The organism is Anoxybacteroides tepidamans (assembly GCF_014201465.1).
In the GTDB taxonomy this organism is placed as follows: Bacteria; Bacillota; Bacilli; order Bacillales; family Anoxybacillaceae; genus Anoxybacteroides; species Anoxybacteroides tepidamans.
The window spans coordinates 14,909-33,192 of the sequence record NZ_JACHEP010000010.1; the positions used below are offsets into that span (position 1 = coordinate 14,909).

19 protein-coding genes and 1 riboswitch are annotated in these 18,284 nt (G+C 45.4%); of the genes, 12 read left to right on the forward strand and 7 right to left on the reverse strand.

The genetic code is table 11. The annotated features are described in order from the left end of the window. Positions 1–56: 56 nt before the first annotated feature. Positions 57–533 carry a Cys-tRNA(Pro) deacylase gene (gene ybaK, locus HNQ34_RS09900; RefSeq protein ID WP_183254071.1) on the forward strand — a complete coding sequence of 159 codons (477 nt, stop codon included), beginning with the start codon at positions 57–59 and terminating at the stop codon, positions 531–533. Positions 534–641: 108 nt separating this feature from the next. Here ybaK and HNQ34_RS09905 read toward each other — a convergent pair whose 3' ends face one another. From HNQ34_RS09905 to HNQ34_RS09915, 3 genes are all read right to left on the reverse strand, one after another. Continuing rightward, on the reverse strand, positions 642–824 hold the full coding sequence (locus HNQ34_RS09905; RefSeq protein ID WP_246364046.1) for a rhodanese-like domain-containing protein: 183 nt from the start codon (positions 822–824) through the stop codon (positions 642–644). A 79-nt stretch (positions 825–903) separates the two neighbouring features. Beyond that, positions 904–2,553, reverse strand: coding sequence for a CoA-disulfide reductase (cdr, locus tag HNQ34_RS09910; RefSeq protein ID WP_183254073.1), 1,650 nt, complete (start codon positions 2,551–2,553; stop codon positions 904–906). 23 nt (positions 2,554–2,576) lie between these two features. Further along, the gene (locus HNQ34_RS09915) at positions 2,577–2,945 is read right to left on the reverse strand and encodes a rhodanese-like domain-containing protein (protein WP_183254075.1); all 369 of its coding nucleotides are present in this window, start codon (positions 2,943–2,945) and stop codon (positions 2,577–2,579) included. A gap of 177 nt (positions 2,946–3,122) precedes the next feature. On the opposite strand from HNQ34_RS09915, the gene HNQ34_RS09920 reads away from it, so the two are divergent. The 10 genes from HNQ34_RS09920 (at position 3,123) to HNQ34_RS09965 (ending at position 12,221) form a co-directional block, all read left to right on the forward strand. Beyond that, positions 3,123–4,328, forward strand: coding sequence for a S1C family serine protease (locus tag HNQ34_RS09920; RefSeq protein WP_183254077.1), 1,206 nt, complete (start codon positions 3,123–3,125; stop codon positions 4,326–4,328). Positions 4,329–4,353: 25 nt separating this feature from the next. After that, positions 4,354–4,686 carry a hypothetical protein gene (locus tag HNQ34_RS09925; protein WP_183254079.1) on the forward strand — a complete coding sequence of 111 codons (333 nt, stop codon included), beginning with the start codon at positions 4,354–4,356 and terminating at the stop codon, positions 4,684–4,686. Positions 4,687–4,703: 17 nt separating this feature from the next. Continuing rightward, positions 4,704–5,636, forward strand: a complete 933-nt coding sequence (locus HNQ34_RS09930) for an FAD:protein FMN transferase (RefSeq protein WP_183254081.1) — start codon at positions 4,704–4,706, stop codon at positions 5,634–5,636. Then, positions 5,611–6,183: a ferric reductase-like transmembrane domain-containing protein gene (locus HNQ34_RS09935; protein WP_183254082.1), complete on the forward strand. Its 573-nt coding sequence runs from the start codon at positions 5,611–5,613 to the stop codon at positions 6,181–6,183. The genes HNQ34_RS09930 and HNQ34_RS09935 overlap by 26 nt, the downstream gene beginning before the upstream one ends. A 255-nt stretch (positions 6,184–6,438) precedes the next feature. Continuing rightward, positions 6,439–6,852: an RDD family protein gene (locus HNQ34_RS09940; protein ID WP_183254084.1), complete on the forward strand. Its 414-nt coding sequence runs from the start codon at positions 6,439–6,441 to the stop codon at positions 6,850–6,852. A 142-nt stretch (positions 6,853–6,994) separates the two neighbouring features. After that, on the forward strand, positions 6,995–8,077 hold the full coding sequence (locus tag HNQ34_RS09945) for a nitric oxide synthase oxygenase (RefSeq protein ID WP_183254086.1): 1,083 nt from the start codon (positions 6,995–6,997) through the stop codon (positions 8,075–8,077). Between the two features lie 69 nt (positions 8,078–8,146). After that, positions 8,147–8,572, forward strand: coding sequence for a DUF2935 domain-containing protein (locus tag HNQ34_RS09950; protein ID WP_183254088.1), 426 nt, complete (start codon positions 8,147–8,149; stop codon positions 8,570–8,572). A 206-nt stretch (positions 8,573–8,778) separates the two neighbouring features. Continuing rightward, positions 8,779–10,032 (forward strand): methyl-accepting chemotaxis protein, encoded by a 1,254-nt coding sequence (locus HNQ34_RS09955; protein WP_183254090.1) that lies wholly within the window; start codon positions 8,779–8,781, stop codon positions 10,030–10,032. A 64-nt stretch (positions 10,033–10,096) separates the two neighbouring features. Further along, a riboswitch (TPP riboswitch) is annotated at positions 10,097–10,211 on the forward strand. Between the two features lie 119 nt (positions 10,212–10,330). After that, positions 10,331–12,052 (forward strand): phosphomethylpyrimidine synthase ThiC, encoded by a 1,722-nt coding sequence (thiC, locus tag HNQ34_RS09960; RefSeq protein ID WP_183254092.1) that lies wholly within the window; start codon positions 10,331–10,333, stop codon positions 12,050–12,052. Beyond that, positions 12,030–12,221 carry a coiled-coil domain-containing protein gene (locus HNQ34_RS09965; protein ID WP_183254093.1) on the forward strand — a complete coding sequence of 64 codons (192 nt, stop codon included), beginning with the start codon at positions 12,030–12,032 and terminating at the stop codon, positions 12,219–12,221. Before thiC ends, HNQ34_RS09965 begins: the two co-directional genes overlap by 23 nt. Before the next feature lie 326 nt (positions 12,222–12,547). Here the strand turns inward: HNQ34_RS09965 and HNQ34_RS09970 are convergent, their stop codons facing one another. The 4 genes from HNQ34_RS09970 to HNQ34_RS09985 all read right to left on the reverse strand — a co-directional run bounded on the left by HNQ34_RS09970 (position 12,548) and on the right by HNQ34_RS09985 (position 17,468). Beyond that, positions 12,548–13,702, reverse strand: coding sequence for an MFS transporter (locus HNQ34_RS09970; RefSeq protein ID WP_183254095.1), 1,155 nt, complete (start codon positions 13,700–13,702; stop codon positions 12,548–12,550). Between the two features lie 145 nt (positions 13,703–13,847). Beyond that, positions 13,848–14,315 (reverse strand): (2Fe-2S)-binding protein, encoded by a 468-nt coding sequence (locus HNQ34_RS09975; protein ID WP_183254097.1) that lies wholly within the window; start codon positions 14,313–14,315, stop codon positions 13,848–13,850. 5 nt (positions 14,316–14,320) lie between these two features. Continuing rightward, entirely contained in the window at positions 14,321–15,154 is an 834-nt protein-coding gene (locus HNQ34_RS09980; protein ID WP_183254099.1) for an FAD binding domain-containing protein, read from the reverse strand. Further along, positions 15,141–17,468, reverse strand: coding sequence for a xanthine dehydrogenase family protein molybdopterin-binding subunit (locus tag HNQ34_RS09985; RefSeq protein WP_183254210.1), 2,328 nt, complete (start codon positions 17,466–17,468; stop codon positions 15,141–15,143). Before HNQ34_RS09985 ends, HNQ34_RS09980 begins: the two co-directional genes overlap by 14 nt. Before the next feature lie 599 nt (positions 17,469–18,067). On the opposite strand from HNQ34_RS09985, the gene HNQ34_RS09990 reads away from it, so the two are divergent. Then, the gene (locus HNQ34_RS09990; protein WP_183254102.1) at positions 18,068–18,232 is read left to right on the forward strand and encodes a hypothetical protein; all 165 of its coding nucleotides are present in this window, start codon (positions 18,068–18,070) and stop codon (positions 18,230–18,232) included. Positions 18,233–18,284 lie beyond the last annotated feature (52 nt).

Here is an 18,284-nt window from a genome sequence, read left to right on the forward strand (position 1 = left end):
ATAAATTTTACAAGATAGTTTATAAGGTTTTGTAAGTTTTCTGTAACGGAGAAAAAATGGTGCAAGCAAAGACAAATGCGATGCGTATCCTTGATAAGAAAAAAATCTCTTACAATGTTATTGTCTACGACAGTCACGATGGAAAAATCGACGGCATGTCTGTTGCTCATAAAATTGGGAAAGACCTTCAATGCGTATATAAAACATTAGTAGCGCAAGGGAGCAGCGGAAGCATTTATGTATTTGTTATCCCCGTACAATCGGAACTGGATTTGAAAAAAGCAGCGAAAGTAACGGGCGAGAAAAATGTCGCACTCGTACCGATGAAAGATATACAAAAGTTGACGGGCTACATTCGCGGAGGGTGTTCACCGATCGGCATGGTAAAACCTTATCCGACCTTTATTGATTCCAGCGCTTCTCAACTTGATGAGATTGTTGTCAGCGGCGGAAAAATCGGGGTGCTAATCGAACTTAGCGTGGAAGATTTACAAAGCGTAACAGAAGCTGTGCTGCAAGAAGTGGTAAAATAAAGCATGAATAAATGGAAAGATTAAGTGCCTGTCACTTCTAAGTTTGATGGAATCGGGGGTGGCAGGCACTTATTTTAACAGCTTTTTATTCGACTTCATCTTTCCAATTCATCCTGTCACTTGAAAACCGCGTTCACTTAGCCATTCGCAAGCAAGACTGCTTCGATTGCCAGAGCGGCATACGATAATATATTCTTTCGCTCGGTCAAGTTCATTTAGGCGCTGTAATCGTTCGCCAAGCGGAAGGTGGCGTGCCTCGGGAATCTTCCCTTGTGTCATGTTCATGTACATCAAGTACTTCCCGTATGACATTGTTCTGCTAGAATGGATTGTATTTTTTCAGGGTGTATATGTTCGAACATCATCCACCTTACTTTGCTCCGAACACTGAAGCATATAATTTATAGCCGCCGTCTAAGTTTTTCGCCGCAAACCCGTTTTCTTGCAAAATGCGTGTCGCTAAATAGCCGCGCAAGCCGACTTGGCATGTGACATAAATCGTTTTATCTTTCGGAAGTTCGCTCAACCGTTCGCGAAGCTCATCGAGCGGAATATTGACCGCGCCGCGAATTGCTCTGTGCGCGACTTCTCCCGGCGTGCGGACGTCAATGAGAAAACCGCCGTTGGCGACGATATCGTCAATTTCATGCCATTGAACGGTTTCTGCCATTCCGTCTATGATGTTCGAAGCGACATAACCGGCCATGTTCACCGGGTCTTTGGCAGATGAGAACGGCGGAGCGTAAGCAAGCTCTAAATCAGGCAATTCGCGAACCGTTAAGCCGCCTTTAATAGCGGTAGCGATCACGTCGATCCGTTTGTCGACTCCGTCTTTTCCGACCGCTTGTGCTCCGTAAATATTGCCTGTTTCTTTATCGAAAATGAGCTTTAACGTCATTTGTTGGGCGTTTGGATAATAACTTGCATGGCTCATCGGATGAGTGTGCACGACTTCGTACGGAATACCGAGCTGTTTTAACGTTTTTTCGTTATTTCCGGTTGCGGCAACCGTTAAGTCAAACACTTTGGCGATCGCCGTTCCGAGCGTGCCGTTATATTTTACATCAAGCCCGTGAATATGGTCAGCGACAAGGCGTCCTTGCCGGTTGGCCGGCCATGCGAGCGGTACGAACGTTTCAAACCCGTGAATATAGTTTTTCACTTCAATCGCATCGCCGATAGCGTAAATGTTCGGATCTGACGTTTGCAAATGTTCGTTCACTTTAATCGTGCCGCGGATGCCTAACTCAAGACCAGCTTCTTTTGCCAATTGGCTTTCCGGCTGAACGCCGATCGCTAAAATGATCATATCTGCTTCAAGCACACGTCCGCTCGTTAATATGATGCGGCGGCCGTTATGTTCAAACGCTTGCACCCCATCTTCTAAAATGAGCTGTACGCCATGTTCTTGCATATGAGCGTGAACAATCGCCGCCATTTCATAATCAATCGGCGCCATGACTTGGTTAGATCGTTCAATAAGTGTAACGTTCACACCGCGTTCGACTAAGTTTTCGGCCATTTCAATGCCGATGAAGCCGCCGCCGATCACAATAGCATGTTTCGGTTTTTGTTCGTCGACATATGCTTTAATTTTATCCGTATCTGGCACGTTGCGGAGCGTAAACAACGCTTTTGCTTCTTCGATTCCTGGAATCGGCGGAACAATTGGTTTTGCCCCCGGTGACAATAATAAGATATCGTACGTTTCTTCGTATTCTTCCCCCGTCTGGACATTTTTTACCGAAACCGTTTTCCGGTCGCGATGAATCGCTGTCACTTCGCTGAAGTTGCGAATATCAAGACGGAATCGCTTCGACATTCCTTCAACGGTTTGTACTAATAACTTTTTTCGGTCGGTAATGACTTCCCCGATATAATACGGCAACCCGCAGTTGGCGAATGAGATATATTCGCCTCGTTCAAACATGACGATCTCGTATTGTTCGCTTAACCGACGAAGACGTGCCGCCGCAGTAGCTCCCCCTGCTACTCCGCCGACAATCACAATTTTTTTCATAAGCTAGCCCCTCCCATATAGATTTACGCGGTTTTTATCTTTGTCTGAACTTGTTGTTCCACACAGCAAACTCCTTTGACTCGAAAGCCGTATCGCTTTAGCTTGCGCACTCCCAGATTTGTCGTGATGGAATCCGATGTCACAACAATGACATCTTTGTAAGGGAGTTGCTCATAGTTGCGCTTTAAATACGATAGCGGCAAGGAAATCGCTGTTTCGATTGGCAACGTCGTCATATCGTTATAATCGCGTAAATCGACGACGGCAATGTTTTCTTTTTTTATAATGGATAGTTGCTGTAAAGAGACCGTCGGAATACGGCAAACGGGAACATATCGCACATATAGGTTGTATATCAAGGTTGCTATGAATAGAAAAAACAAAAACTCCATTTCGTTCTGTTGATCCCTCCAATCATATACCCTATAAGGTATATTAACGATTGTTTCGATTTTTGTCAATGATGTTCACATTTACGTAAAAAACATGGTTGTTTTCACCATATTTTCACCATTCTTTTTTACAATGAAATCAGCAAAAGGAAGAACAAAGTAAAAAGGAGTGGTACGATGAACATGCAACAATACGAGTATACGAATCGTCCGCCGAAAAAAAGAGGATTTTTCTCGTTTTTATCCGCTTCGATCGTTGGAGCAGTGATAGGGAGTGGGGTTACTCTTTACATCGCTCCTGTTTTAGGGATTTATACGCAAGTAGAAAGCAAGCAAACAGCGGTGGCACAACAAGAAACGAAGACAAACAACACGTTGCCGCTTCAGCAAACGGCCAGCACTTCGAACAACATGGTTCAAGCGATTGATCAAGTAGCGGAAGCGGTCGTAGGAGTGATTAACATTCAGAAACAAACGGATATGTTTTCGAACGTTTCTCAAGAACAAGAAGCAGGTACAGGATCAGGAGTAATTTTTAAAAAGGATGGAAACGTGGCATATATTGTGACGAACAATCATGTTATCGAAGGAGCCGATAAAGTGGAAGTATCCTTTGCGAAAGGAGAACGCGTCAAAGCCACTGTTGTCGGTGCCGATCCGTTAACGGATTTAGCGGTCTTAAAAATGGATGGACAACATGTCCAAAAAGTCGCGAGCTTTGGCGATTCGTCTTCGCTTCGTATCGGGGAGCAAGTCGCTGCGATTGGAAATCCGCTAGGGCTAGATTTATCGAGAACGGTGACAGAAGGAATTGTGAGTGGAAAACGAACGATTTCCGTTTCGACATCAGCAGGAGAATGGGAATTAAATGTCATCCAAACCGATGCGGCAATTAATCCAGGCAACAGCGGGGGGGCGCTCATTAATAGCGCCGGACAAGTTGTCGGTATTAATAGTTTAAAAATTTCGCAGGAAGGTGTAGAAGGATTAGGGTTTGCGATTCCAAGCCAAGATGTGAAACCGATTATTGAACAGTTAATGCAATATGGAAAAGTGAAGCGCCCGTACCTTGGTGTGGGGCTGCAAGATTTAAGTGAGATTCCAGCACAGGTTCGGTTTGAGCAACTAGGTTTGCCTGAAAATGTAACAAAAGGGGTCGTAATCACAGCGGTTGAGCCTTCTTCTCCAGCCTCCCGTGCAGGGCTTCAAGCGAAAGATGTCATTGTAGCGATCAATCGAACAAACATCGATAGTGTGAGCGCATTAAGAAAGTATTTATATACAAAAACGAAAATCGGGGAGAACATTCAAATGCAGATTTTGCGCAATGGAAAAAGTATGACCGTATCTCTTCAATTAAGCGAGCGCGGGGAACGTCAATAAATATAAATGAAAATGAGGGATGAAAATGGCAAATGGAAAATGGTTAAAATGGTTCGTCGGCCTTTCAAGCGTTGCGATGTTTACAGGTTTTGTCGGTTTGTCACAACAATATGATGAAAAAAGTGTGACCGTGGCTACAAACGATTCGAATGATCAAGGATTGACAAACAATGAAAATAGCGAAAATGTCTTTCCTGATTTCGGTACTTCTTTTGACGACCGTTCATCGATCGAGGGGCCAAATTCATTTCAAGCCCCTCAAACAGATCATGAACAAAGTCAATATCGGGATTTTAGACAAGATCATTCGTTTAGCGGCAATACTGATCAGGGCCGCATCCGTTCCAGAGCTTCTTAACAAGGAAGGGAAAAATGATGCATGAATTTCGCGCGATGAATACGACGATTTGTACGTTTGGGCTGAGGGAAAAAGAAAGGAAGCAAGTTGAGCAATGGTTTGCGTTTGTGGAAAAAACGTTAAGCCGGTTTCGGGAAGATAGCGAGCTTTCGCAATTGAACCGTTCCAACGGCCGGCCTTTTTTACCTTCGAATTTGTTGTTTCAAGTTATGATTGAGGCGGATTTTTATTATGTGGAAACAGGTGGCGTGTTTAATCCGTATCTTGGCCACGTGTTATGCGGGATCGGATATGACCGCAGCTTTGAAACGATCTCGCCTCATTTTTTATATACGCGGCAAGAAAAACACGAAGTTTCCCGGCCTGTGATGATTGATCAACGGATGAAAAGCATCACATTATCTTCAGGCGTCTCTGTTGACCTTGGAGGAATTGCGAAAGGATGGAGCGCTGAGCAGATGAGCCGTCAACTAAAACAAAACGGTGTTTTGCGAGGGGTCATTGATGCAGGAGGAGATATTGTCATATGGGGAGAAAATGAGAAAGGATGGGAAGTGTATATTGCGGACCCCTTTCACCCAGAGAACGATCTTTTGTTTTTGAAATTACATCGAGAAGCAGGAATTGCGACAAGCAGCACGATGAAGCGGCGTTGGCGTGACCAAAATGGTACGATGTTTCATCATATTATCGATCCACAAATCGGGCAATGTAGCGACTCTGATCTCGTGCAAGCAACCGTTTTTGCCCCAGATGTAACAACAGCGGAAGTATACGCAAAATGCTTGCTTATTCTTGGTTGGGAAAATGGGATCGCATGGATGATAGAAAAACGAGCTGATCTTGGCGCCATTGGTGTTCGGACAGACGGTTCGATCGCAATAGGCGGACAACTGTCTAATTATTCAGAGGAGGTGCATAAACTTGGACAGGTTTTTAGCAACAGTTAGTGATGTGTTGCCAATTTGGAATACAACAAGAGCTGCGGGGCTCACCTCGTATGTTCTTTTGTTTGTATCGATGGTCGCCGGCATGTTGCAAAGTTTTTCGTGGATGACACCAAGCGGCCGCAAAACGCTTAACATCTTGCATCAATCGTCCGGTTGGTTTGGCTTGTTGTTTGGAATGGTGCACGGATTCGTTTTATTTTTTGCTCAAGAGAAGGGTCTTTCGTTAAAAGAAATTTTTGTTCCATTTGCAGCTCATACTCGCTCACTGCAGATCGGATTAGGGATCATCGCGTTATATATGGTCATTTTAGTTATGGTCACATCCGATTGGATGAAACAATTCGGGAGAAAAGTATGGAGATCGATCCACTATCTTTCGTTTCCTGCCTATCTGTTCGCGCTTGCTCACGGAGTATTGCTCGGACCGGATACGCAATACCGTGAAATAGTCATCATGTACGTAGTGACAGCAGGAATCGTCGTGATTTTGTTCGTGCTGCGCATGACACAAGGGACGTCTCGAAAACATGCATCGTTCGCTAAATAAAAAATAGCGGTCATCGTTTTATTCAAACGGATGGCCGCTATATTGTTTTTTTGAGAAGATGCAACGAAAAATAAAAGTGGTTGGGCAGTAGGCAAATAGATACAATTTCTATAAGGTCGGGCGATTGTTTTTTTACCGAATTATATTGTGAATCGTGGAAAAAGAATGTATGATAAAAATGACGGTATTTTCCACGAATCGGATGTATTGGTAAAGAATATGTTAATAGTAATTATGTCAAAAGGGGAGAGATACATGGTGACAAAACCAGCGGGCTTTTGGAAAAGGTTTCTCGCAAGCCTTTTAGATGGCATCATAATCGGTATTCCGTTAGCAGTGATTAGTTATTGGATAAAAGGAGATTGGGGAGGAGACGCTTTTACATCCATCATAAATGTCTTATACTTCTGGGTTGTTCCTGTTATATGGTCTGGTTATACAGTTGGGAAAAAAATCATCGGTATTCGCATTGTGAAAATAAACGGGGAAAAGCTCGGATTCGGCGCGATGTTTTTGCGCTCGATTGTTGCTTCTCTTCTTTATGGTATTACGTTAGGTTTCGCCCTGCTAATTAGTGCGATTATGGTCGCAGCGCGCGAGGACAAACGGGCGATTCACGATTTTATCGCCGGAACGTATGTAACGACAGAATCACCAGCCAGTTCGTAGATGGTATACGCCGAAGCGAAGAAATGATGTGTATTGATAAAAATAAAATCACCTCGAGTTTGAAACAGGCACCCGGACAAGGGGCCTGTTTTTTTGGTACAATCATTGTGGCAAAAGATTAATTAAAGGATAAGAGGGACGTATGTTGAGCAAACAAGAATGGTTATGGAACGAAGCAGAACAATTTATTCGCTTATGCTATCAGGAACTAGGAAAAAGTGGCGAAGAAACAGAACGGCGTTTGCGGGAAATTCAACAAGATATTTTCCGTACCGGCACGTATATTCATACATATGAAGAGCTGGAGCACGGCGCAAAAATGGCGTGGCGCAACAGCAACCGCTGCATCGGCCGCTTGTTTTGGCAGACGTTGTATGTGTTTGATGCGCGGAACGCTGAAACAGAGGAAGACGTAGTAGAACATTTATTTCATCATATTGAATTTGCAACAAACGGCGGAAAAATTCGCCCGACGATTACGGTGTTTAAGCCGAATGGAGAGGTGCGCATTTGGAACCACCAGCTCATCCGTTATGCAGGGTATGAGACAGAACATGGCGTGATCGGTGACTCGTCCTCACTTTCTTTTACAAAAGCATGCGAACAGATGGGATGGAAAGGAGAACGAACGAACTTTGATTTATTGCCTCTCGTCGTTCAAATTAAAGGGCGGCAACCGAAGTGGTTTGAAATCCCACGCGAGCTCGTGCTAGAAGTGCCAATTGTGCATCCAGAGTTTGCTTGGTTTCAAGACTTGCAGCTGAAATGGTATGCGGTGCCGATTATTTCCGACATGTGTCTAGAAATCGGGGGCATTCGTTATATGGCCGCTCCATTTAACGGATGGTATATGGAAACGGAAATTGGCGCCCGCAATTTGGCCGACGATTACCGCTACAACATGCTTCCAAAAATCGCTTCATGTATCGGGCTTGATATGAGCACGAACGCAACACTTTGGAAAGATAAAGCGTTAATTGAACTGAATGTGGCGGTTCTTCATTCCTACAAAAAAGCAGGCGTTAGCATTGTCGATCATCATACGGCAGCGCAGCAGTTTAAGTTGTTTGAACAAAAAGAACAAGAAGCGTGCCGCCACGTAACAGGGGATTGGACATGGCTCATTCCACCTGTTTCGCCGGCGACAACGCACATTTTCCATAAAAACTACGACAATACGATCGTGACACCAAACTTTTTTTACCAAAAACGACCGTATGAATAAGGATTTCACTCATATTTGCTTCTTTTCTCCCATATATTGAACCGAGTAGAGCGGATCGGGGGGATATGAATGCAATTTTATTACGGCCAGCAAATGCCGTTGCGCATTTTAGATGAAGCGGAATTTTGGAAGCATCAAGAAGAGGAACATACGGTTGTCATTCGTGAACTTGTGGCAGGGCTTGAGCAATCGTTTGTAGAGGCATTGCAAAGATGGGAAGAAGCGCTATCGACTACCCATCAGCAAATCGTTCGCTATATCGAATCCGTTGTCCGCGCCGGAACATATTTGTCCAACGAGTTGTATCAGCAAGTGCTGCACTTAGTGGCATACTGTTTGCAACAAAGTTTAGCCTTTATCCAGCTATGCCGGCAGCTGAAAACAGAAAGCGCCGCTGTAAGCCAAAACTCAACCGCAAAAGTCGTGTTGAACCATATTATCCGCGAATCCGAGTATTTTGTCGGAATTGCACAATTGTTGTTATATGGAAAATAATCGAGGCCTATCGTTCACAACGACAGGCCTTAAACCTTCTTATTTCATTATACCTGTAAAACAAAAAAAGAAGATGGGGAGTTTATATGTTTTATTATGTCGTTCTTTAACAATATATTATAATAAAAATTCTCTTTCATTTGTTAAGAGAAGTGATATAATAATAAATAAATTCTTAATTTACAGAAAATTTGGAGGGGGAAAAGGTGTCGCTTTCGAGCTATATTATTCGTACCTTGCTTGTCGTCATTCCGGGTACGTCGTTAATTGGTTTAGGGGTATGCATTGGAAATGGTGTGAATGGACTGGCTTTTTGGTGGACGATGGCAGCGACCGTATTGTTTGGCATCATTCTTGGGACATTATCTGCGACATTGAACTATCGCCGCTTTGTTGCGCCGATTGCTGTCATTAATGCACATTTGGAAAAGATGACGGAAGGGGACTTATCGATACGCGTTCCTATAGATCGCGTCAGAGAGTTAAAGCCAATTGCTGTTTGCATGAATCAAATGGCTGAAACGTGGAGAGCGATCATGGCAAATATGAAGCGCCATTCCGATGAGATGGCGTTGTTTTCCGAACAGCTTTCCCGGATTGCAGAGCAAACGACGAAAGCGACTGAACAAATCGCTACAACGATGGAAGACATCGCATTGCATTCGGAACAACAAGTGAAAATGGTTCAAGAAACATCGAGCTCGATGAACGATATTTCGAGCGCTTTGACGCAAATCGCTGCCAATACGCAGCAAGTATCCACGAATGCAGGGGAAACGTTAGTAAAGGCAACGACAGGCAAACAATCGATCGAACAGATGGAAGAACAAATGAATTTTATTCACGAACATGTTCAAGCGCTTGGAGAAGTCGTCAAAGGGTTAGGGGAGCGTTCGAATGAAATCGGGCAAATTACACAAGTGATTACCGGAATTGCTTCACAAACGAACTTATTAGCATTAAACGCTGCCATTGAAGCAGCACGAGCAGGAGAACAAGGGAAAGGATTTGCGGTTGTAGCGGATGAAGTGCGCAAGCTAGCTGAACAGTCGGCACAGTCCGCTCAACAAATTACACAGCTTATCGGCGATATTCAAAAAGAAACAGAAAACGCGATCGAATCGATGAAGACGGTCGTTGGCGAGGTTTCCCAAGGACTTCATGCGGTTCAAACAGCTGGTCTTTCGTTTGAACAAATCCACCAGTCGATCAATAGATTCAATGAACAAATTGAACACGTTTCTGCTGTCATTCAACAAATGACAAAAAGCGCCCAACAAGTTGCAGCTTCGATTGAAAGCGTTACCGCGATTGTGGAACAGTCGTCCGTAGGCTCGACCAATATTTCCGCTGCCACCGAAGAGCAAATGGCTTCCATGCAAGAAATCGCTTCTTCTGCCTCCTCATTAAGCAAAATGGCTGAAGACATGCAATCTTTATTGCGGAGATTTAGCGCATGAAAGTACAAAAAACGTTTACATGGATGAATAAATATGCTAAAATTTTAAAAAAATAAATAAATGACTGATCTACTAGGGGAGTCCAATAGCTTGGACTGAGAGAAGAACGCGTTGAAGTTCTTTGACCCTTTGAACCTGATCTGGGTTATGCCAGCGTAGGGAAGTAGATAGTGGGAGTATTGTAATATACTTGCGCTATTGTACATTCCATCGGGTTCTCTTTTTAGAGAATCCGATTTTATTTTTCCATACGTTTTGGTGTAACTTCGGATCAAAAAAATTAAGAGGAGGAAGTTGCATGCAAAACGTTTTATCTTCTATGCCGTTTCCTGCAAGTAAAAAAGTGTATGTCGAAGGCTCTAGACCAGATATTCGCGTTCCGATGCGAGAGATTACATTAAGCTCAACAAAAACAGAGGCAGGGACGTTTGAAAATGAACCTGTCCGCGTCTATGACACAAGCGGCCCGTATACGGACCCGCAGTTTCATCCCGATATTCATAAAGGGTTGCCTGAATTGCGCAAACGTTGGATTTTAGAGCGCGGCGATGTTGAAGAGTACGAAGGGCGGCCGGTAAAGCCGGAAGATAACGGTCTGCGCAATGGAAAGCAATCAGAAATTGTTCTTCCGTTCCAACGCAAACCGCTACGTGCGAAAAAAGGGCGTGCGGTTACACAAATGCATTACGCAAAAAAAGGAATTATTACGCCGGAGATGGAGTTTGTCGCGATTCGCGAACGTATGGATCCAGAGTTTATTCGCCAAGAAGTTGCAGCGGGACGGGCGATTATCCCTTCGAATATTAATCACCCAGAAAGTGAGCCGATGATTATCGGAAGCCGGTTCCATGTCAAAATCAATGCGAACATCGGGAACTCGGCGGTCACGTCATCGATTGAAGAAGAAGTCGAAAAAATGCTGTGGGCGGTCCGCTGGGGAGCGGATACGATTATGGATTTATCGACCGGAAAAAATATTCATGCGACAAGGGAATTTATTATTCGCAACTCCCCGGTTCCAGTTGGGACGGTGCCAATTTATCAAGCGTTGGAAAAAGTAAATGGCGTTGTTGAAGATTTGACGTGGGAAGTTTACCGCGATACGCTCATTGAACAAGCAGAACAAGGGGTGGATTATTTTACGATTCACGCCGGTGTTTTGCTTCGCTACATTCCGTTGACGATCAACCGGACGACGGGCATCGTCTCTCGCGGTGGATCGATTATGGCGCAATGGTGTTTAGCTCACCATGAAGAAAATTTCCTTTATACGCATTTTGAAGAAATTTGCGAAATTTTAAAAGCGTATGATATTGCGGTTTCGTTAGGGGACGGCTTGCGGCCTGGCTCGATTGCCGATGCGAACGATGAAGCGCAATTTGCCGAGTTAGAAACGCTCGGAGAACTGACGGAAATTGCATGGAAGCACGATGTGCAAGTGATGATCGAAGGACCTGGGCATGTGCCGATGCATAAAATTAAAGAAAACGTCGATAAGCAAATCGAAATTTGCAAGGGTGCTCCGTTTTACACATTAGGACCACTGACAACGGATATTGCACCGGGCTATGACCATATTACATCGGCGATCGGGGCAGCGATGATCGGCTGGTATGGGACGGCGATGCTTTGTTATGTGACGCCGAAAGAACATTTAGGATTGCCGAATAAGGAAGATGTACGCCAAGGGGTCATTGCCTATAAAATTGCGGCACATGCAGCTGATTTAGCGAAGGGGCACCCAGGAGCGCAATTGCGCGATGATGCGCTATCGAAAGCGCGCTTTGAATTTCGCTGGAACGATCAGTTTAACCTTTCGCTTGATCCGGAACGGGCGCGGGAATACCACGATGAAACGCTGCCGGCGGAAGGAGCGAAAGTCGCTCACTTTTGCTCAATGTGCGGACCGAAGTTTTGTTCGATGAAGATTTCGCATGATTTGCAAAAGGCTGTCAAAGAAGAAGGGATGAGACAAAAAGCGAAGGAGTTTGTCGAGAATGGATCAGCCCTTTACCAATAAAGAAGATGTCGCGACGTTGAAGCAAGAAGTGATTCGGCTCAAAGAGCGGATTGCTCAGCTTGAACAGCAAATTGCAGAAATTCAGCAAAAATGCCGGCACGTGTTTTTTGAAACGCCTGTCATGCGCAAATGTGTCAAATGTCATTACACCGAAAGCTTATACTATTAGAAATAGAAAAACGGGGGTGGCCGTTCATTGGTCAGCCCCGTTTCATTTTAAAGTTTCCACCCAGTCTGGTGCTATATAAATGCAATTTGGAACTTTAACGTTTTCGTCTTTTATGGAGTAATCGGTATGTTTCGACTGTCGGATGACCGAACAACACCGCTTCCAGACAAATGCATTTGTCTGTGAAGCGGTTGGTTGTTCGGTCCTCTGTCACGCGAAGGCGTGACGAAGGCCAGTCACAGACTTGCCTCCGACAGTCGAAAAAATAGGGAGTCTACTTTTTCGTCCGCCATAAGTTAAACCTCCCAGTTGTATTTATATAGGTGTTAGCTTGTTTGCGAAAAGGAATGATGTTGTTTCTTTGGCAACAAAAAGGCACAGGCGATTAGCGACAACGCCATCGCGATCATAAATGGCGCTTTGCTAGAAAAGGCATTCCCAATCACTCCTGACAAAACCGGTGCGACCGCTGCCCCCATCCAGCGCACAAAGTTATATGTACCGGATGTAATGCCGCGCTCATATGGCGATGCTTCCATCACATAGCTTGTAAACAAGGCATTATTTAATCCAGATACAAGCCCTGATAAAATAATACAAACGATGAATGCCCATTTGTTAGTGACGAAGAATAAAAGAAATAGAAACATTACAAACAAAAGTAAGCTATATGGCAACAATTGTTTCGGTGTATATGCTTTTTCTAGACGATGCGATAAAATTGCCGATCCATATGCAAGGCAGAGGCCCCAGCCGAAAAAGACAAGTCCGATTTGAACAGCGGATAACTTTAACACTAATGGTGAGTATGCTAGCACAACGAAAAAACCGTAATAATAGAGCATGGCGGCGATCGCTCCTTTTACAAACGGAGGAAACGATAGAAGGTGTCCCATTTCTCTAAAACTAGCTGCTTTTCGTGTGCTTTTTTCTGTCGGCTCGTAGACAAACAAGAAAACAAGCAATAGAGCAGTGAAAATGAGTCCACTTGTCGCAAAAAACGGATATCGCCATGAAAGTTGCCCGAGAATGCCTCCAACTAGAGGTCCGCCCGCCATTCCAAGTCCGATCGCTGCTTCGTATAGACCGACGGCCGTTTGCACTTTTGGAGTAAGCGCAATTAACAATGTCATCGCCGTCGCAAAAAACATCGAATTGCCAAGACCCCATCCGGCTCGAAAAATAGAAAGTTGCGGAATGCTGTTTGATAGGCCGCATAATAAAGAAAACACTGTAACGACGGCAAGGCCAGAGACCATCATTTTCTTGTCTCCGAGTCGGCTTGTGAACATACCAGATGGAATCATCATGATCGCCATCGTAAAAATATACGCCGTAAACAACATTTCCACTTGCCAATGGCTCGCTCCAATGCTTTCGGCAATGACCGGTAAAATCGGGTCAACAATGCCGATCCCCATAAACGCCAAAAACGTTGCAAATACGGTAATCCAGCGAGCGCGTGTTTGTCTTTCTTCCATTTTCTTCATCTCCCATATTAAACCAATTTGATATAACCTTACTCCGAATACTGCGTTTTGTCAATGATCGTGTTATATCTCAGGGCGGGCTTGTCCATTGTAGTATACTCCGCTTACGAGCGGTCAAGCTCATAAGCGGAGAAAATTAATCGTTTTCATGTTTTTTCGCTAACACCGATTTGACCGCTTGCTCGATTTCTTGGTAGCTTGTGCAGCGGCAAATGTTCGATTCAAGCCATTCTTGGATTGTTTCGTCATCCGCGTCAGGATGCTGTTTAGTCAAAGCATAGGCGTTTATTAAAAACCCGGGTGTGCAGTAGCCGCATTGAAAGGCGAATTGTTCAATAAATGCGCGTTGAATCGGAGTGTCGCATAGCCCTTCAATCGTAGTAATAGGTTTTTCCGCTGCTTCTATGGCGAGCATCATGCACGACTTAATCGGCGTTTTATCAACTAATACCGTGCATGCGCCACAGTCGCCGTTTAAGCAGCCCGGCTTTGCTCCAGTCAGGCCAAGTTGGTTGCGGAGAACAAAGAGAAGCGTATCGGCTTGGCGGGCGATAATGGAGTGGCTTTCCTCATTGACAGTAAGCAATATTTCACATTTTATCACTTTTCCTACCCCTCCTCGAGTGGAATAAGAATGTCAGAAAGGGCGTTCATCAGCACAAATAGTCGGTATTCCACGGAGCCTTCGGTATCGTTTAAGATCGGTTTTGGCAAGTATTGCAACGCCCGGCTGATCCGCGTTTCAATCGGAAGGTGCCGTGCGTTCAGTTGTTCCTCAACAGTTTTTGAACGAAACGGAAACGGACAGACGCCGCTGAAGGCAACGTGCAGCCGTTCATCTTTTTTGATAGCGGCGACCGTCACAAGCGGATAGCCGACTTTCCCTTGCTTGCGCCGTTTCGTATGGGCGTGCGGAAGCGATACATATGATAAATCGATTTTTACTTGAACGAGAAATTCCCCATGTTCCAGACGCATGCGCTGCTGAAACACTTCATGAATGGAACGCTGCTTTAAACCGTCTTTTCCGGCGATGACGACATGGCAATCGGCAAGCAATAAAGGAAGGACGGTTTCACGGTAAAAAATTTGCCCGCAAACGTTGCCGCCGAGCGTAATTTGGTTACGCGCCGTGCGGTCAGCGACTTCGCTTGCGGTCTTTGTCAATAACGGAAAAGGATTGGCTTCTTCAATAGATGTCAGCGAAAGCGCTGCGCCAAGCGTTAATTCATTCTGTTCAATGCGAAGCACGCAGCATTCAGGAATATGTTTGATGTCAATGACCGCATCGGCAAACGCAAGATTTAAGCGTGATAGCGTGATAATCTCGGTGCCGCCGCCATAGTAGAGCGGCGTTTTTCCTTGCTTGTGGAGTCTTTCGAACAGCCGGACGGCTTCTTCGATCGATGACGGACGATGATACGTAAAATCAAATGGAACCATATTGCTTTCCTTCCTTTGTTCGCCAAATGAGTTCAGGAAACAACGGCAGCTCGTTAAGTGGAACTTCAGCAGCGACAGATAAAGCATTTGCCAGCGCTGCTGGCATTCCGATCAGACCGTGCTCGCCGACACCGCGGGCCCCGTATGGTGCGTCGATTTGCGGCGTTTCAATGAATTCGACCATATATTCCGGATGTTCGCCGAACCGGATCGGTCGGTATGTTCGCAATTGCGCGTTCAAAATCCGCTCATACCGGTCGAACAAAAACGTTTCACGACTGGCGAAGCTGAGTCCCATGCTCATCGCTCCCATCACTTGCCCGAGCGCAGCTCTCCGATTAAGCACTTTGCCGATATCAATGACCGAAGCGGCTTTGATGATTTGGTACGTGTAGTCGCGTTTGTCGAACTCAATTTCCACCGCATGTGCGCACACCGTCCATTCCGGTCCCGGTTTTCCCGCACCGGTTTCTTTGTCGAGCGGGGTTAAATGACGTAAAATGTAGTGGCCCCTTCCAATGAGTTGACCGCCGATCGCGTTTCCGTTCGGGTACTTATAGCCGTAGACAATGTCTTTAATCGGAACGTAGATGCTAGGATCATCGCGTAAAAATACTTTGCCGTAGCCGACTTCTAAATCTTCGGCGGAAGCGCGGAGGACGCATGCGGCGATTGCTTTTAACTGGCGGATGGCATCGTCCGCTGCTGATAATACGGCCCGGCCTGCCATAAATGTGCCGCGGCTAGAAACCGTTTTCCAATGCTCCGGTGTCGTTTGCGTATCGATGTCCATTTTCACATGGATGTCATCAATATCCATTTTTAGCTTTTCGGAAAGGATTTGCGCCAAAACGGTTTTCGTTCCTGTTCCGATTTCCACGACACCGGATATAAGATTGACGCTTCCGTCCGGATTAAATGTTAAAATTGCTCCAGAGCTCGCATCGGTATCGATCGTTGATGTTTTCCAGCCGCAGCTGACTCCTTTGGCGCGTACGGTGCGGGAATTGATTTCGATGCGCTGCCATTCGTCCCATTGGATGAGTTCGCGCAGTCGTGCGATGCAGGCCGGCAAATTGCCGACATTGCTTCGATTCAGTACAACTTGGGTCGGGGTCGTATGGCCGGGACGAATCGCGTTTTTCATTCGCAGTTCCAGCTTATCGATGTTCAGCTTTTCTGCAAGCAAATCAATCGTCCTCTCGATCGCAAAAGCCTGTTCGCAGTGACCGAAACTGCGAAACGGGGAGGCGTATGGATGGTTTGTATAAACGCATAACGAATCGCACCATACGTTTTCGATATGATACGGACCGGTGCAGTCAACTGCTGCCGCGCGAGTGACGTCAATGGCCTTATCGGAATAAGCACCGCCGTCAAACAAAAATAAAATTTCTGCCGCTTTAATATAACCGTCCGCCGTACAACCGATCTTGACGGTTGCCTCCATGCCAATGTGCACCGGTGATGTGATCATGTCTTGTTCTCTTGTATTCCAGACGCTTACTTTCCGTCCGCCGACCGCTTTAGAGGCGAGATAGGCGAGAAGTTCTAATTGGACAGGGGCTTTTCCTCCGTAAGCCCCGCCGACAAGCGGGGTATGGACGATGACTTTGCCGACATCTTCGCCAAAATATTCTCCGATGAGCCGTTTAATCATAAAAGGAGCTTGCGAAGAAGCGATAATGACGATCGTGCCATCTTGGCGAATCTCGGCGGTGGCGCATCTTATTTCCAACGCTGCGTGATCCGATGGGGCAAAAGCAAAGCTTGCTTCGATAACAACATCGCTTTCCGCCCAGCCTTTCTCCATGTTGCCTTTACGGATTTTGGTGCGATGCGCAATATTTGTGCCCGGTTCAGGATAACTGTATTTTCCTTTTTGGTAGTTTGCTAAATTTTCATGAATGAGAGGCGCCCCTTCCTGTAATGCTTCACGCGGCGAACCGACGGAAGGGAGAGGTTCATATGCGACATGAATGAGATTCGCGGCTTTTTCGGCCTGAACAAGCGTATCGGCTACCACCACAGCGACTACTTCGCCGTGGTAACGAACTTTATCAAATGCAATTGGGGGACGGTCGCGCAAATCTTCTCCTGTCAACGGCAGCCCTTCACCGGTAACGATCGCGCGTACGCCGGGAACGGAGCCGGCTTTTTCGGTATGGATTTCACGAATGCGCGCATGGGCATACGGGCTTGTGACGAGCTTGGCGTGCAGCATTCCCACTTCGAAGTAATCATGTGTGTATTTCGCTCTTCCGGTTACTTTATCCCATGCTTCTTTGCGAATGACGCTTTTTCCGATCATGATACAATCCCCCTCGTGTCCATTGTTTGATCGACCATTCGTAATTTTCGTTTGTATCAATATCGAAAAATAAGTCGGCATCATGGCCTGAAAGCAGCGTTCCAGCTGCTATGGTTGCGGATCATCTGCCGTACTGTACATTGGGCCAGTCAGAAAAGGTTGTGACACTCAATAAAACCGGAGAAAGCGGCATCGCCTTTTCCGCAAATACGACGTAATCGATGCGATACCGGCTGTAACAATGGATCAGTTTTTCGTTTTTGACAAGCGGTTAGTCTGATAATAAAACGAGTGCGGCTTCAGCGTGTAAATGGATTGCTTGGTGAAGCCCACAACGCAATGAATGCGTTTGCCCGGACGAAGAAGCGCAGCGGATAATCGTGCATTTTTCTAGTGCGATTCAATCCAGTAGGTCGTCTAGTTGGACGACCAACGAGAACGTCGGATTGACAGTTTGATCGGAGAAGGAAGAGACGTCGGAGTAAGGATTCTCCCTCCATTGTCATTGTATTAATTACTTTATTCGTATATGTGTATATATAAGTTGAAATTTTGTTTTACATCCAGCCGATCACTCGCCACGTTATATCATAGTCGGCTTTATGGAGATAAAAACAAAAACGAAAAATCGGAAATTCTTTATTGCAACTTATATAGAAGCGAACAAAATCGAGAAAGAATGGCTTGAACGGTTACAGATCGTTTGCTTTGATGAAGAAACGCGCGTTCAGGAACAAGCATATACGGTTTATGCGTCCGTTGTGTAAAACGAGCTGAACTGATTGAATATTTTGCAGGGAAAAGCGGGGGATATGATGT